This is a genomic window from Dysgonomonas sp. UBA7630, from assembly GCF_002483985.1.
GTDB lineage: Bacteria > Bacteroidota > Bacteroidia > Bacteroidales > Dysgonomonadaceae > Dysgonomonas.
In genome coordinates, this window is record NZ_DLIY01000003.1 from 8,746 (window position 1) to 25,842 (window position 17,097).

9 protein-coding genes are annotated in these 17,097 nt (G+C 42.4%); all 9 read right to left on the minus strand.

Translation table 11 applies throughout. From position 1 onward, the window contains the following. On the minus strand, positions 1-1,528 hold a 1,528-nt coding region (gene thrS / locus B3P17_RS00830), incomplete at its 3' end, for a threonine--tRNA ligase (RefSeq protein WP_291102600.1). Positions 1,529-4,499: 2,971 nt separating this feature from the next. Next, complete coding sequence (locus tag B3P17_RS00840; protein ID WP_252638342.1) at positions 4,500-6,560, minus strand: tetratricopeptide repeat protein; 2,061 nt, start codon at positions 6,558-6,560, stop codon at positions 4,500-4,502. A 109-nt stretch (positions 6,561-6,669) separates the two neighbouring features. Continuing rightward, positions 6,670-9,066, minus strand: coding sequence for an exopolysaccharide transport family protein (locus B3P17_RS00845; RefSeq protein ID WP_252638343.1), 2,397 nt, complete (start codon positions 9,064-9,066; stop codon positions 6,670-6,672). 49 nt (positions 9,067-9,115) lie between these two features. Next, a complete protein-coding gene (locus tag B3P17_RS00850; RefSeq protein ID WP_252638344.1) occupies positions 9,116-9,859 on the minus strand; it encodes a polysaccharide biosynthesis/export family protein in 744 nt (247 codons plus the stop codon). A 1-nt stretch (position 9,860) separates the two neighbouring features. Continuing rightward, entirely contained in the window at positions 9,861-10,673 is an 813-nt protein-coding gene (locus tag B3P17_RS00855) for a polysaccharide biosynthesis/export family protein (RefSeq protein WP_252638345.1), read from the minus strand. A gap of 11 nt (positions 10,674-10,684) precedes the next feature. Further along, positions 10,685-11,248, minus strand: a complete 564-nt coding sequence (gene def / locus B3P17_RS00860; protein ID WP_252638346.1) for a peptide deformylase — start codon at positions 11,246-11,248, stop codon at positions 10,685-10,687. Positions 11,249-11,255: 7 nt separating this feature from the next. Then, a complete protein-coding gene (ruvX, locus tag B3P17_RS00865; RefSeq protein ID WP_006843792.1) occupies positions 11,256-11,681 on the minus strand; it encodes a Holliday junction resolvase RuvX in 426 nt (141 codons plus the stop codon). 331 nt (positions 11,682-12,012) lie between these two features. Next, complete coding sequence (locus tag B3P17_RS00870; RefSeq protein WP_252638347.1) at positions 12,013-13,590, minus strand: RagB/SusD family nutrient uptake outer membrane protein; 1,578 nt, start codon at positions 13,588-13,590, stop codon at positions 12,013-12,015. A 48-nt stretch (positions 13,591-13,638) separates the two neighbouring features. Then, positions 13,639-16,986 (minus strand): TonB-dependent receptor, encoded by a 3,348-nt coding sequence (locus B3P17_RS00875; protein ID WP_291102611.1) that lies wholly within the window; start codon positions 16,984-16,986, stop codon positions 13,639-13,641. Between the last annotated feature and the right edge of the window lie 111 nt (positions 16,987-17,097).

Consider the following 17,097-nt stretch of genomic DNA (forward strand, 5'->3'; position numbering starts at 1 on the left):
GATTGTCGGCTCCTGTGTATTCGAGTTCGAAACGCTCCGGAAGGTTGTAGTCTACCTGTATTGTTCCCAACTGCCAACGGCGACCCAATGCGTCCTTCACCATAAAGTCGAGCTTAGGACCATAGAATGCCGCTTCGCCAAGCTCTACACGTGCCGGCAAGCCTTTTTCTTCGCAGGCTTCTATAATGGCACGCTCTGCTTTTTCCCAGTTTGCATCGCTACCGATATATTTTTCACGATTGTTAGGGTCTCTGAGTGAGATTTGTGCTTCGAAGTTTTCGAAATTAAGCGCCTTGAAGATAATGAATACAATATCCATTACTTTGAGGAACTCCTCTTTGAGCTGCTCTGGTGTACAGAAAATATGTGCATCGTCCTGAGTAAACCCACGCACCCTTGTCAGTCCGTGAAGCTCGCCACTTTGCTCATAACGGTATACAGTACCAAACTCGGCCATACGCAAAGGCAGGTCACGGTATGAGCGTGGAACGATTTTATATATTTCGCAGTGATGCGGGCAGTTCATCGGTTTCAACAAGAACTCCTCCCCTTCTTCCGGTGTATGTATCGGCTGGAAAGAATCTTGCCCGTATTTTGCATAGTGACCCGAAGTTACGTAAAGCAATTTGCTACCGATATGCGGTGTCATCACCTGTTGGTACTCGAATTTCTTCTGAATTTTCTTCAGGAAGTCTTCGAGTTTGAGGCGCAATTGTGTACCACGAGGCAACCACAATGGAAGCCCTTTACCCACATTTTCGGAGAAGGCAAACAGTTCAAGCTCTTTTCCTATTTTGCGGTGGTCACGCTTCTTAGCTTCTTCGAGCATCAAAAGATACTCGTCAAGCATTTTCTTTTTAGGGAAAGTGATACCGTAAAGACGTGTGAGCTGCTTGCGCTTTTCGTCGCCACGCCAGTATGCACCTGCCGCGCTAAGTATCTTCACCGCCTTGATATACGATGTATTAGGCAAGTGAGGTCCACGGCAAAGGTCGGTAAATACCCCTTGTGTATATGTTGTAATGGTTCCGTCCGCGAGGTCGTTGATAAGTTCTACCTTATACCCCTCGTTACGGTCGCCAAACATTTTTAGCGCATCGGTTTTTGTGATGCTCTGACGTTTGATCTCTTCCTTATTGGCTATCAACTCCATCATTTTAGCTTCGATCTTATGAAAATCGGCATCTTTGACAGGAGTATCACCAAAGTCTATATCATAATAGAATCCATTCTCGATGGCAGGGCCTATCCCAAATTTTGCATGAGGGTAAAGTATCTGCACCGCTTCGGCCATAAGGTGTGCCGACGAATGCCAGTATGCATGCTTTCCGTCTTCATCTTCCCATTTCAGCAATTCGATCGTCGCATCCGTATCTATTGGTCTTGTTAAATCCCAAACCTCTCCGTTTACCTTTGCGGCAAGCACGTCTTGCGCCAAACGGGAACTGATACTCTCAGCAACCTGCATAGATGTTGTTCCTTTTTCGAATTCTCTTACGGAACCATCCGGAAATGTAATTTTAATCATATTCGTCTTTCTCTTTTTTTAGTTATGCAGCTCCTACAAATAAGCTGCTTTCCAGAACTTGCAAAAATAAACATTTTTTACAGATTAATATAATTAGCCATCACAGATTTTATCCAATTCGGCTATTTATGCCCCGCATCCGTATTGCCGAAGCCTATTTTACTGAAGGCTTCTTCCTAAGCTCTTCTTATTTATTTAGTTATATGATTATTAAAGGGTTGTTTTTTTATATAATATTATTATATTTGCAAGGTATTTGTGACAAACATTTATTAAACGAGGCAATACAAGTCGGTAATACGGAAGACTTATTTATGAATTCTGACTAGAAAAGTATGTTTAGTTAAGCATATATTTCTTTCTGATGATGTACAAAATATGTTCATTTCATCGGTAGTATAAGGACAGTTTACATATAGTTTTTCTTTATTTTAAATCAATTCCCTCTCTTTTATTTGTCATAAACAAATCAGGCATTAAACTTTACAAAAGTATATGACAAAAAATATTATATTTTTATGAAAATCAAAATACTTCTCGTCTGCGACAGCGACAAAACATTGTCACAAACAAAGAGATGGACAATTTGATGTTTTGATAAGAATAAAAAAAGATACAAAAACATAAAGTCGTACGCGACAAACAAAACTATGTGATTATTTATAAAAACTTAAAATTAAAAAACTACATGAGACAAACAAACATGAGGCAAATACCAAAACCGATGTTCTTGGGGACATTATTATTGTTAGTGTCTTTTCTCTGCGCAAGCCTGGCTATAAATGCACAAGTAACCATTGGTTCGGGCGAGCCTACTGTAGCCGGAGCATTATTACAGGTGAAAGACAAGGAAAATATCGTTGATGGTACAGCCAATGCTTCCAAAGGGTTAGCCTTACCCCGTGTAAACCTCTCGCAAAAGAACCAGCTCTTCCCTATGTTTTTGAAAGACTCGAGTAATCCGGCTTCCGGCCCTAACGATGATTATGCAGCAAACAAGGCAAGTATAGACCAGATGCACACCGGACTGATTGTATACAACTTGGTAGAAGATGACGATAAAGAACTATGTCTGGGACTAAACCAATGGGATGGCGCAAAATGGAATTGCTTCGAATCTAAGTTAGGGAATGCCGTTGTAGAAATAGGCAATTGCGACTCGTTGACTTTCGAAGGTATATACCAAAACGAAGTATCGCTGAATGCAAGCAACTACATGACTATACCATTGCACGTAACCAAGGCAGGGGCATATAATATAACTGCAATGCCCGACCCTTCTAACGGCTATTACTTCACCACTTCGGGCGTTTTTCTGGCTACAGGTTATTATTTTCTTTCTATCCCGGGAGCAGGAACACCAACCAACCATACGGTAGGAACGCCGGGAGACCTGATAAAAATAACAGCAAACGGGAAACAACTGACCACTTGTGACCCTTTGCGAATCAATGTGAAAGACTCTTCTAAAAAACCGCTTTACACGATGGATTGTAGTTCTGTAAAAGTGAAAGGCGTATACAAGGTAGACCAAGCGTTAGATCCGAATACAAATTACATCGAATTGAAACTGAATGTTGACGCTGCCGCAATAGGAGCAACATATCTGATAGAAACAAACACTGTTGACGGTATATCGTTCAAAGATCAAGGACTTCTGACTTCAACATCGATGACCATACAGCTCAAAGGTACAGGAATACCTACCAGTGTAAACAACAAGTATATGACTCTGACTTCAAACAGCCAGAAATCGGTAACTACCTGTAACGCAACTGTAGTTGTGGTGATACCCAAAAAGAAGATGTTGGTGTTAGGATATGTAGATCTTTACGGATGGGTTCCGGGAACGCCGGGTAGAGGATCATACGAGGTATTGACTTCGCCAAACAATTTTGGACAAAACGAAAATAGTATTGTAAAGACTGAAGGCTTTGATATTATTTATCCGGCCATCAATGGTTTCCCAAATTTAACACAAACATCTTATATCATGGATCAGCTGACAAATAAAAAGGTGGATATCTGCTATATTGGCCAAGACATATATGCCGGTGGAGCATCAGGGGAGCAGATATTGTTGCGCCAAGCACTCATAGACTTTGTAAACAAAAAAGGCGTATTGGTTTTATTCTGGGAGGCCAACCCCTCAAGCAACGGAGGTGCACAGGTACTATTCCGCCAGCTCTTTTCAAATCCAAACATTACGCAAAGCGCAATATCAACAACAGGAGGAGCGGGAGCTGTTTATAAAACAACAGCGGTGAACGACGATGTGCTAAATGGCCCTTTTGGTGACGTAAGAAATAAATATTGGGGTGAAGATGCTTCGTGGGCTATGTCGATAGCCAATCTTCCGTCAGGAGAAATAGATGTGTACTCGTGGGGCGACGACTATACATCAACAGCTGACGCTGCGTATCTTGCGAATGTAACAGGATTTAAGCACAAATCGCTCAACTTGGTTTACTTTGGCGATGGAGGGTTTTGCTCGTCTGTATATTCGGCTACATCAGGAAATACTCAAACAGGAAATACCCTCTGCCCTTTCAATTGGGATCCAACGAATATGTTCCCTACACCTAAGCCAAATTATGGTAAAACAACACCGGTTTATAGTGTGTATAACTCCACTATATGGGCCAATACACTTGCTTGGGCACTTAAACAAGCGCAATTTAACGGTATAAACACACCTTGNNTGATTTTGTGTTATTGAAGAAGTGGGGGACAAACACTTCTACTGCATATCAAAAAGAAGCCTGTTGAGATACGGGCTTCTTTTGTTTTTTAAGGAAAGTAAGGTTGAGTGTATCCCCTATTTTCGAGAGATCATTTCAACCGATTATTTTTAGTCATAACCTTTCACCGAAAAATCCCCGTCGCAGATATAATAAAAATTAGCTCCGAACTCGGAGCTAATAAATCTTTTATTATTTGATTTCTATTCAGTCGCTTAATAAAGAGAAGACTACTCGGTCATACGCTTGATAATACTATAGGCTTCTATCACACCAAGCTCTCCGGCTTTGCGCATATCATCCAAAGCACGGTCTTTGTCCTTGATCTGGAAGCGTGCCAACCCACGATTATAGTATGCTTCTGCAAACTGAGGGTCGCGTCTGATGGCTTCGTTATAGTCTAAGATGGCCGCACGAAAATCATTTTGCTTGTAGCGTATTTCCGCCCTGTTGTAGTAAGCATATACAAACTCAGGGTTAAGCTCTATAACCTTGCTGTAGTTCTTCACAATGAGGTCGTACTCCATCTTTCCCGGATCGAGCATCGATGCTCCTGCACCTGTCAAGGTAGCGTCTTTCTTCGCATTAGCTCCTGTCAAAGAAGAAAGGGCATCGGGCTGTTCCGATTTTTTGTCATATTCCGGAACGTTCTCTTTCAGCTCCAACTGCTTGGTATATACCACCGCCAAGTCGAAATAAGCCAACGTAAATCGAGGATCGAGAGCAATCGCCTTATTGAAATTCTCAATAGAGTTGCCAAAATCTTGAACCAGCATGTAATCCAGCGCACGAGCATAGTATAACTCTGCATTCGCAGGGCTTTCCTCTATACGTTTCGACAGCTCGTTTATCGACCAAAAGTGATCCGCTATCTGAGGCTCATTCAGTGCGGCTTCGCTGTTGGTTATCCTCAACTTTTTAGGCAATGTAGCCTTGCGGTTGAGACCGTCTACCAACTGGCTATAATATACAAAACGTCTGATGTCGTTCGGTTTTTCGTAATAAGTAATCACAAAACGAGGTTCGAGCTCAAGGCGCACTTGCTTGTTCTGAATACGTCCACGAGAGTTACTTTCGTACTTACTCTTTTCTTCGTCTTTCTTATCGGCAACAACTAGCAAGTTAAATTTATCGATATCCTTGTCCGACGTTTCCCTTGTCTTAGCCTCCTCTTCGGTAATTCCTTTGGCTGCCATTTCTTTATTCTTACGGGCCTCTTCGCTTCGTGCGTAATTGAAGTCACGCTCTGCACCCTTCAGGTCGTTTTGCCTGCGTTTGATTTCGCCCCTGCTATAAAATCCGTGATAAAACTCGGGATACTGGGCAAGCACCACATTGAGGTCGGCGATGGCTCCATTGTAGTCGCCGATGTTACTCTTTATCAGAGACCTGTTGAAGTAAGCAATATAGTTGTTAGGCTCAAACTTGAGTACTACATCGAAGTCGGCAATGGCTCGGTTGTCGTCACCCACCTGTGCACGTAGCAAGCCTCGGTTGAAACGTGCGATTATATTGTTCGCATCAAGCTCTATAACCTTGTCGTAGTCGGCCATAGCGCCACGAAGGTCGTTTTTGGAATAACGAATAAGCCCCCGGTTGATATAGTTGCCCGATTGGAGAGGTTCTATCTTTATGGCTTCGTCTAAGTCCGCTAAAGCCTTATCATAGTCTTTCTTGTAGTAATGGAGCAATCCACGCATAGAGTACGACTGAGCCATATACTTATCCTGCTTGATGGCTTCATTGTAGTTTTCGAATGCCTGAATAGTATCTCCTTTTTCCTGATACATGGCTCCACGTGTCAGATACCCCTGAGTATATGTGGGGTATATGCGAAGCAGTTCGTTCAGATATTTCTCGGCTTGGCCATAATCTTTCTTCTGAATGTTGACAATACCCATATTTACGAGCGTAAACTTATCGTTCGGATAGTTATCCAAAGACACTTTATAATCTTCCAACGCCCCGTCGTAATTATTCTGATTTTGGCGGGCATCGGCTCTCAACTGATATGCCTTCGATATAAAGGGATTTCGCTCCAATGCCAACGTACAATCGTCTTCCGTTCCTTTAAAGTCGTCGAGGTAATACTTTGCGATTGCCCTGTAAAAATAAGGCTCGGCAAGATATGGCTTTGCTTTTATCACCTGATTGAAATACTGAATAGCAAGTACATAATCTTCATAGTAAAGCGAATTTCTCCCGATGAGGATTACTCTATCCGTATTTATTTGGGCAAAACTAGACAGACTGCTAAATAACAGGAATATTGAGAATAGATACTTTTTCACGATTATAGTGTATTAATCAACGATTGGCAAATATATGAATAATACATTAACAAAAAAGAAGAGAGACCGTTGGAGCCTCTCTTTTTTATATTTTTTAGTTTTTCGAAATTTAACTTTCAAAATAGTCGTCGTGATAATACGAATTCTTCTTCAGATAGTATGTTTTATCACCATAGTAACGTGATGTTCCGTAATAGCCTTCCCTACCCTTCACATCGTTGAACACCAAGGCTATGTTTTCCACACCATCGAACCCAAGTTGTGTAATCACGCTCTTGAAGAACGCCTTGTTGGTTTTGGCACGGCGCACCACAAACAGCGTTGTATCGGCCATAGATGAAAGAATGTAGGCATCGGAAACAAGACCTACCGGACTACAGTCTACGATCACATAGTCGTACTCTTCTTTCAGATGTTCCAACAGCTGCTTGGTTTTGGCAGTCTTGATCAGCTCACTCGGATTAGGAGGCAGCGTTCCGGCAGGGATAATATCGAATCCGTAGTCGGGGTGCGAAATAATGATTTCTTCCAGAGTAACCTGCCCTATCAGATAGTTGGATATTCCCTTTTGTGCGTCGATCTGTAGCGTTTTTCCTACCGAAGGTCGTCTAAGGTCGAGGTCGACGATGATTACCTTCTTACCCATCAACTGGTACACAGAAGCCACATTGGTAGCGATAAATGTTTTACCATCGGCAGGCTCGGTTGAGGTAACCAATATAGTGATTTTATTCTCCCGCTGAGCCATATATTCTATGCGCACACGCATATTTCGGAACGACTCGGCAAAGCTCGATTTGGGGAAATTCTTCACCAGCACGACACCGCCCGCGAGCTTTTTCGAGATATTCTCGATAGTCCCGATAACAGGCAATCCCGATATTTTTTCACATTCCTCTTTAGACGTAATCGCAAAGTTGAGTACCTCTTCTTTGACTACGACAAAGATCAACGGAATAACCAAAGCAATCATCAGGAAGTACATATAATTTTTGCTCTTCTCGCCCGTATTCATCGCTCCGCCAACCATACGTGGATATTCCCATATAAAGTTGTCGGGTGTATTGGATGCTCTTTGTATCTTGGCTTCGTACTGCCTTTGGGTAAGAAACTGGTGATACATCTCGTTCACGTTATATTCTCGCTGATATTTTATCAGGTCGCGCTCCTGAGGAGGCAGGTTGTCAAGTTTGAGATCGAGGTTCTGATATTTCTTCACCAAGAGGTCTTTCTGATCCTGAAGCTTCACCTGAATAAGTTGCAGCTCTCTCAATATCTGCACACGGCTCTCGTTGAGCTTGTTGATAGCCGTCATATAAATCGGACTCTTAGGTCCTAAGTTCTTCGATTTCCTAAGCTCCTGATTATATTCCTCAACGTATCTCGACAATTTTATTTCGTCTGTCAATCCTATGCTTACAGGGTCTATCAGTTCCGAACTACCCATAATGCCTTCTTTGATCTTCTGTGTGGTAAACAGTACTGTTTTTTCTCGCATCGCCACCTGATCTCGATCCACATCGGCAACATCAAGCTCCCGCCTCACGGTAGCCGAAGACACCTCATATACTCCCGTCTCTTTCTGGAATCGTTCGAGCTTGAGGCGTGATATATTCAGCGAGTCGTTGATAACGGTTATCTGGGCATCGAGGAACTTGATCGTGAGATCGGCTTGTTGGTTTTTCAAAGCCAGATTATAATCCTGAAACTCATCCAAAAGAGCTTTCAGATAATCCATATCTTTAGCCGGATCTGTTCCGTACATGCTGACGGTAAGAGCAGTAGAGTTTTCGGTTTTGAGGGCAGTAGACACCCGTCCGCTATACATCCCTGTGAGTTGGCTATTGGTAAAGAAGCGGAAGCTAAAGGGCAGAAAGTCGCGCTTGAAATTCTTCGTTTTGCGAATCGTCCCTTTAAAGAATTTATTCTCTACAGGACTATCAAACACGACATTGAAGGCTTCTTCGGGTTCTCCGTCCAAACCATCCTTATAGCTCACACGTATCTGGCTATCGCTAACGTATGACACATCAAACACTTTGCTGTACGCCTCGGGCGTAATATCTGTTTCGAGGCTGTCGATAGCAATCTCGATGGGCGAATCGGTGTAAAGGCTGATATATTTAAACCTTGTCTGGATAAAATAGTCGATATGCATCTTCTTCGGCAGGTTCTTTACCGTTCTTTCGGTAAGCCCGTACGATTCTAATACAATCTGCTGATTTTCGGTATTACGCAAGATACTTCCCAGCGGCACTGCTCCCGATATCATACTCGACCCACGGTCTTCGAGTATTATCATAGCCTGAATTCCGTAGAAAGGCACCCACGATTTATTTTTTATAAATGCGTATGCCATAAACAGCGCTATCGAAATAACAAAGAGATACCAGTATTTCAATATGCGGTAAAACCAAAGTACGAAGTCGAAAGACAAGGTCGTCTTGGCCTTTATCTCTTCGAAATACGGATCCGTATCAGCTCCAGGTTTATTATTTATGTCCATCGTAACAAAGTATTTGTGCTAGAAAGGGTTGCTTTTGTATTTATATCGATCACCAGCGATACATCACCGTATACACGAGGAATGTAAGAGGGATCATCATCGTTGCCGCAAACGAGCCTAACGATTCTATATTAAAGAACGAATTCTTGTTTGTAGGGAAATATATCAGGTCGTTGGGGCGTATATAGTAAAACTCGGACTGAATCACATCCTGGGTTCTGAGGTCGAAAGTTTTTACTACCGAATTCCCCAAAGCGTCTCTACGGATGATACTTACCTTCGACAAATCCATCGTACCCGTAGTCTGCTGCGATATGGCCAATGCCTGATAAATGGTCATATTATCTTTATAAACAGAATAGAAGCCCTGTTTGTTAGACGCAAGTATATAAAAATAGTTGCTTGACAATGTCACTTTTACTTGTGCATCGAGGATAGACTCCTGTATCAGCTTCTGGATAATATCTTCTGCCTCCTGAACCGTACGGCCTGCAACCTTGACTTTGCCGAAGAAAGGGAGAATAACTGTACTGTCGCTGTAGATGGTATATGCTTTCAGGGCATTCTGATTGGGACCCACCACCGAGTTGAAAGCACGGAATACTTCTTCGTCGCTGGTAGAGATAGAGCATGATATTTTATCATCCACAGCCAGCCTGTATTCGGTATAGGGCTGTAGAGGATATTGCAAGTTGATATTTTGCAGATAATTTATTTCTTCACTCGAGATGCAGGAAGAGAATATACCAACCATCATCAAACCGGATAACATGTAATATATTATAGCCTTCATATCAAAATACTCTAAGTGTAAATACAATAACCCCGGCCACTGATGTCAGCAAACCGAACAAACCGGCAAAAGAAGTGGTTGTACCAAGAAACTTACGTTTCATCTGAGGGATATACAACACGTCGTTGGGCTGTATATAGTAATATTCGGAATCTATAATATCCTTGCTTCGGAGGTCGAATGTCTTTACGGTAGACCCTGTTTCCGTCTGGCGGATAATGCTCACTTTCGATCTGTCGGCGTATGCTCCTATCGTGCTGGCGATAGAGAGAGCCTGATAGATAGTCATGGTCGTACTGGGCATGTGTATGCGATTTGCCCCCGCTTCGCCAAGTATGCTGAAGTATCTGTTGTAGAGAGACACTTCGGCAGTAGTTCCGTCGGCATAGGCATTCAGCTTGTTTGATATAACATTCCTTATTTCGAGCATCGTTTGCCCTTGCACATACACCTTACCGATGTAGGGAAATGTTATCGTTCCGTCGGCATATACGGTTACAGGAGGTACTCCGGCTGCATCGTCGAGACCTCTTGTCTGCGAGTAAGCGTCGACTCCTGTACGCTCGCTGATACCTTGCCCCGAGAAACGAGGGGTATAAGCCGAAAACATGGCTTTGGTTTGTTCATCCCACGCATATACAACAATGCTGAGTTGGTCGCCCGGTATCACACGATATTGATCGGGCTTGACTGACGTTTCGGGATATTTAAGTTTTATGTCTTGTAAAAAGTCTGTGTCCTTGTTTGTTACACAAGAGCTAAGACTGTAAAAAATAGAAACAAGTATTATACATACCTTGATCACACTTTTCATAATAACAGGTCTTAGTTTTTTGATTGCACCGGTTTTACTCTATATCGGCAATTTGTCCTCCCCTTTAGTAGGTTATTTAATTTAGATTTTATCAATTGTTTTCTGATTCCCGAGATAAGATCTACAAACAGTACGCCTTCTATATGGTCGTATTCGTGCTGAATGCAACGTGCGAAGAAATCTTCATACACCTCATCGTGAGCCACAAAATTTTCGTCGAGATACTGAATGCGGATTCTCTCTTTACGCTCCACCATTTCGTTGATTCCCGGTATGCTGAGGCATCCTTCTTCCAACTTCACAGGCTCGCCCGACTCTTCTACTATCCGAGGATTGATAAACACTTTCTTAAATCCTGCGTATTTGGGTTCATCTTCGGCCAACGGCTCGAGGTCTATCACAAAAAGGCGAATAGCCAACCCTATCTGAGGTGCTGCCAGTCCGATGCCATCGGCATTGTACATGGTTTCGAACATATTGTCGATAAGCGTCTCCAGATTTGGGTAATCTTTTGTAATATCTTCTCCGACTTTCCTAAGCACCGGATGTCCGTATAAGTATATTGGTAATATCATTGTTTAATTATTTGCTTTGTAATCGTAAACTTTCCATGTACCCTTGCAGTATAATAGTCGCACTGATCTCGTCTACAAGGCTTTTGTTCTGTCTGTCTGTTTTCTTTAATCCTGCGTCCAGCATTGTTTTGTGTGCCAAGGCAGAAGTGAACCGCTCATCATAATATTCTATCTGCATATCGGGATAGAGAGATTGCAACTTCTTAACAAATGGACGGATATGCTTCATGTTTTCCGAATATTCGTTATTCATTTGTTTTGGCAAACCCACAATGATGCGCTCTACATCTTCTTTCTGCAAATATGTTTTCAGATAATCCAAAAGAGTATGGGTGGGCACAGTAGTCAGTCCGTTAGCTATTATCTTAAGTGTATCCGATACTGCGATACCTGTCCGCTTTGTTCCATAATCCAGAGCTAAATATCTTCCCATATTATTTCGGCAAAGGTAGAAAAAATATTTATTTCCCTCTAATATAAAGAAGTAAATATAATAAGCGTGTCATTTCTTTTGACTGCTTCGTCTTTCTCGGAGCATAATTTTGACACCTGACTCATCAATCATCTCTACATTTGTAACATCACGAAACAACAATTGTTTTGGGTCGGCATGCAAATCGTAACAATACAGGTCTTTCATAAAATATATACAGGTAGCAAGAACGAATCTTACTACCTGTACTTATCCGAAATCCAATATCAAATCTATCAGATGCCGAAACGGGCATTTACGTATAAAAGGGCAATCATCTTTCTTTTACCTTTTACCATCCTTTGTTCGGGTTCTTATCCCACCATAGTTTTGTACTATAGTTATCTTGTCCGCCTAGCAGTTTCACAGCCTCGTTGTAGTTCTGTGTATTATTGTTCTGCTCATCAGGCGGGAACGGAATACGAGAAGCGAATCTTGTTTTCAGATTTGCATCGGTATTCGAATTTACCAATACAGGGAAGAAACGTGGATATCCGGTACGGCGTTGTTCGCTCCATGCTTCTTGTCCCAGCGGATACATTGCAATCCACTTCTGAGTGATAACTCTCTCCAATTTGGTTTCGAACGGATCTGCATCGTTCCATTTTATTGTGATCGTGCTTATGGCTTTTGCTGCCAACGCAGGATCAGGATCGTTGTAGTCGCCCGGTTTGCTTACTGCATCTTGCAGATAGGCATCGGCTCCGCTTGCCAACCACTGAGAGAATGACAGCTTAACGCCTTCTTCGTAAAGCTCTTTGGCTGTACCACCCATATCCCAGCCTCTTAGAGCTCCTTCGGCTCTTAAGAATGCTACTTCCGAAGCAGGAAGCCACAATGTTGGTGCTGTTTGGGTATAAGTAGCAGACGAATATTTATCGGCCCAGTCTTTTCCCGGAACAGCAATACCTGTTCTCAAACCAAGATATTCAGGACCATTTGACACCTGACTTTTTGTAAAATATCTGGACAAACGGGGATCGCTATAGCCCGACAGATAGGCGATAATATCGGCACAAGCTCGCGAGTCGCCCCATGATGTCGTTACTGTCCAGATTGGATTTTGAGGGAATGCATTCTGTGCAATATCATTGTTGCTTACGATTACTCCCAATGTATGTTTTACGGCTTCTTCTGCTTTTTGTTTAGCAAGTTCGGGATTTGCATATACGATACGCATCGCCATACGAAGCTTGAGCGAGTTGGCATATTTTATCCATTTGGTAAAATCTCCGCTATATACTTTGTCAAATTTAGCCATCGCCGTATAGTTGGGGTTGGCAGCAACAAATGTTGTAAGCTCGGCAATAGCAGCATCCAGATCGGCAAGCATATTTTTGTATACGTCTTCCTGACTGTCGTAAGCCGAACCAAGGCTTCCTCCACCCACTTTGGAGTAAGGGATAGGTCCGTAGAGGTCTGTGATACGTTGCATAGACGTAACACGCAATATCTGAGCCCATGCATAAAGAGGACCTTCGCCTTTGGTTTGCTCCTTCACTTGTGTCCATCCACCATATACTTTTTCGAAAGCATCCTTAAACGGAGAGTTGATCCATCCGGCAGGTGCATTGAAAGTAGAGAAGTTTGAAGACCATGTATTTGCAATAGACAGATAGCGTCCGTATGGGTCACCGATAAGGTTTTCGCCCATCTGGTAAGCATTCTCCTGTGCAGGATACGCATAGTTGAGCATCTGAGGGAAAAATGCACCCAGCTTGTAGTAACCTTCAAGAATTTCCTTGTCGGTAGGTTGAGCAGGATTTCTGTTCATGTCTTCGAAATTGTCGGTACATGATACCAAAACAAGTGAGCACAACAGTGCTGAAGCAAGTCCTGTTTTTATCTTTTGAAATATATTGTTATTCATAATTTTAACTTTTAATATTGTATAAACAATAATCGTAATGAATTAATATTAGAACTCTACCTTAACGCTGAATCCCAAATTGCGAAGACTTGGCTGCATAAAGTAGTCGATACCCTGGAAGTAAGTTCCGGTAGAAGCTGTTGCTTCTGGATCGAAAGGAGCTTTGTTGTAGATCATCCACAGGTTACGCCCTACGAACGATACATTTACTTTCATTACATCGTTGAACCATTTACTAGGCAGGGTATAACCTACCGATACTTCTTGCAAACGAACGTTAGTGGCTTTGTAGATATAATCTGACAATAAGCCTTCGGTTTGTCCTGTTACAGAATAGTATTTGTAAGGGTCGATCTTCGTATTACCGATCATTACGCCTCCATTGTCTCTGGCAACGGCAGTGGCTTTAGTTACGCCGAATCCGTCCAAAATAGCCTGTGTAGGAGAAACAACGATACCGCCCAAACGTGCCGATACGAGGAATCCAAAGTTGATATCTTTCCATCTGAAGTCGTTTCTGAAGCCTAAGTTCCATTTAGGAAGCACCGAGCCCACTTTATCCATTGTGTTTTCGAGTTCAGGGCTACCGTTTTCGTTCAGAACGACAGCTCCTTTATCATCATATTTCAATTTTTTCTTAACATAGAAGTCGCCCATTGTACCGCCTGCCATCAAACGGAATTCTGAAGCTCCTATACCGCCCTGGGAAATAGACTCAAGTGTAACCATCTCTCCGGTAACAGGATCGGCATATTTACCGAGCTGTTTGATCGTATTTTTGTTGTAGCTGGCAGTAAAAGTCGAGTTCCAGTTGAAGTTACCCCATTTGTTGTCGGCTCCCAATGTGATTTCCACACCTTGGTTTTCTACATTACCTGTTTGTATATACATCGATGTATAGCCTGTAGTAGGAGATACAGGTACTTCAAGCGTCTGATTTTTGGTGTTAGACTTGTACCATGTCATGTCGAAGCTCAGTCTGTTGCCCCAGAATTTAGTGCTCAAACCTGCTTCCCACGATCCTGTTCTTTCAGGCTTAAGGTCTTTTATCGGCATATATGTGTTGGTTTTCCAGAAACCTCCCTGCTCGTCATATTCGTATGTCGGGATAGACAAGTTGCGAGGAATAGCCGAGCCTACCGAAGAGTAAGACCCACGTACTTTCATATACGAAATAAAGCTTGGCAATTTCACCATTTCGGATACCACACCCGAAACCCCTACCGATGGGTAGAAGAACGAGCTGTTGCTTGTGTTTGCAAGAGCAGAAGCCCAGTCGTTACGACCTGTCAATGTAAGGTACAACATGCTCTTCCAGCCTAGTTCCACATTGGCGAATACCGACTGTGTTTGTTCGTGCCAGCCGTCTTGTATCAATCTGGTTTTAGGTGCATTCTTGTCGATATTTGTTATCGCAAAGAAGTTAGGAATCATCAACGATGCACCATCTACGCCGCTTTCGTCGGAACGCATATCAGAGATACTTGTACCGATATTGGCAGACAAAGAGTAGTTGCCGAAGTACTTATTGATGTTCAACAACAAGTCGGCATACGCTTGTTTGTAGTCTTCTTTTGTAGACTTGAAACGTCCTGTTTCGGATGCAAACAATTGGTGAGTAGAAGCATAATTCTTCTGCGTGAAGTTATTCTGCGAATTGTCGAGACGAGCACGTCCCATTACATTCATCCAGTCGAAGATATTGTATTGCAGGTTTACGTTCATCATATAGCGGTCGCGCTTGTTTACCATTCTGTTGCGATTGATCACCCAATATGGGTTTTGCATACCTAAGCCTTGGTCTCCAAACTTCCACTGCTGAACGTTGTATCCCAATGCATCGCTATATACTTCATAGTTTTTGGCGTAGCTAAAATCTTCGCCTCTCGGATACGTATATATTGCAGTAAGCGGATTGTAGTATTGTCCCTGAGCCATCATATTCTGGTCTTTTTGCTTGATATAGCTAAAGCCGAAATCGAGGATCATTTTATCGTTCAAGAATTTAGTTGTATTCCTCAACGTTGCATTGTATTTCATATAATCGTTTTCAGGTATTATACCATTGGCTTTAGTAGAACCCAACGACATAAATGTCTGATTCTTGTCTGTACCTACCGACAGTGTAGCCGATGTTTGGGAAGTAGCACCTGTATCGAAAAAGTCTGAAGGATTGTAAGCGTATTTGTTTTGCACATCGCCCCAGCTCTTATACTCACCTGTTTTGTTTCCATATTTGTTTTGGAAATCAGGCATCACAAACGGACGAGAGAATGTAGTCTGGTTGGATATTGTCACTTTTGGTTTACCTGTAGCTCCCTTTTTGGTTGTGATCACAATCGCACCATTTGCAGCGTTAGACCCGTAAAGGGCAGCAGCGGCAGGACCGGTAAGCACCGACATGCTTTCGATATCGTCGGGGTTGAGGTCAGAGATTCCCTCTCCACGAGGCTGATCGGCATACTCATTGTTCTGATTCAATCCGCCCTTGTTGGCGTTGAAGATAGGCACACCGTCTATCACGTACAATGCGTTGTTATCCTTTGTTATAGATTTAGAACCACGCATTACCACACGTGTAGCTCCACCGATACCGGCAGCAGATGCATTGATGTTTACACCGGCCACTTTACCCGACAGGGAGTTCATCAGGTTTACATCTTTTACTCCTGTAAGTTCATCGCCTTTTATTTCCTGCACATTGTAGCTCAATGCCTTTTGTGCTCTCTTGATACCCAAAGCAGTTACCACCACTTCGTCAAGGTTCACGTCGCTTTCTTTCAATACGACATCGAACGAAGTTTGACTTCCTACATTCAGCGTTTGCGAAACATAACCAATATAAGTTACTTCCAACGCTTTTCCTGCAGGAACTTTTATCGAGAAATTACCGTCAATGTCGGTCATTGTACCTGTAGTAGTCCCTTTTATGGCGACACTAACCCCGATGAGCGGTTCGCCATTCTTATCCTTTATAGTACCTGTTACCACCCTGTCTTGCTGAGTTGCACTCGTCTCTTTGGTATTTGCATTCGCCGAAAGGATGATATGTGCACCTTCCATGCTATAGCTGATATTTGTATTTTTCAACACATGATCAAGCACCTCCGCGGTGGGCTTATCTTTTACGTTCACAGTGGTTGTCTGATCTACACCAACCTTGTTATTGTAAATAAACAAATAGCTGGTTTGGCTTTCGATTTCGTTTAAGACTTTGGCTAACTTAACATTTTTCAGGTTCATTGTCACTCTTGCACTCTGAGAGTAAGAGTTTTCAGCAAATAAGAATTGTATGCTGCATAATAGACATAAAATAAAAACCCTCATGATTTTTGTCAATTGTTTTAATTCCGGATATTTTAAATAAAAAACATCCTTCAAATCATTATTTTTCATAGATTTGTTTTGTTAATGAGATTGATACTCTTTTTTATTAAAACTGTATTGGTTTCACGTGCCAAAAAATGTTGCAGCATTTTTTGGCACTTTTTGTTACGATCAGATATT

Coding starts and splice junctions, on each gene's coding strand:
- B3P17_RS00845 (WP_252638343.1), bottom strand. CDS start 9,066: ATGGACATAAATAATAAACCTGGAGCTGATACGGATCCGTATTTCGAA.
- B3P17_RS00850 (WP_252638344.1), bottom strand. CDS start 9,859: ATGAAGGCTATAATATATTACATGTTATCCGGTTTGATGATGGTTGGT.
- B3P17_RS00855 (WP_252638345.1), bottom strand. CDS start 10,673: ATGAAAAGTGTGATCAAGGTATGTATAATACTTGTTTCTATTTTTTAC.
- def (WP_252638346.1), bottom strand. CDS start 11,248: ATGATATTACCAATATACTTATACGGACATCCGGTGCTTAGGAAAGTC.
- ruvX (WP_006843792.1), bottom strand. CDS start 11,681: ATGGGAAGATATTTAGCTCTGGATTATGGAACAAAGCGGACAGGTATC.
- B3P17_RS00870 (WP_252638347.1), bottom strand. CDS start 13,590: ATGAATAACAATATATTTCAAAAGATAAAAACAGGACTTGCTTCAGCA.
- B3P17_RS00875 (WP_291102611.1), bottom strand. CDS start 16,986: ATGAAAAATAATGATTTGAAGGATGTTTTTTATTTAAAATATCCGGAA.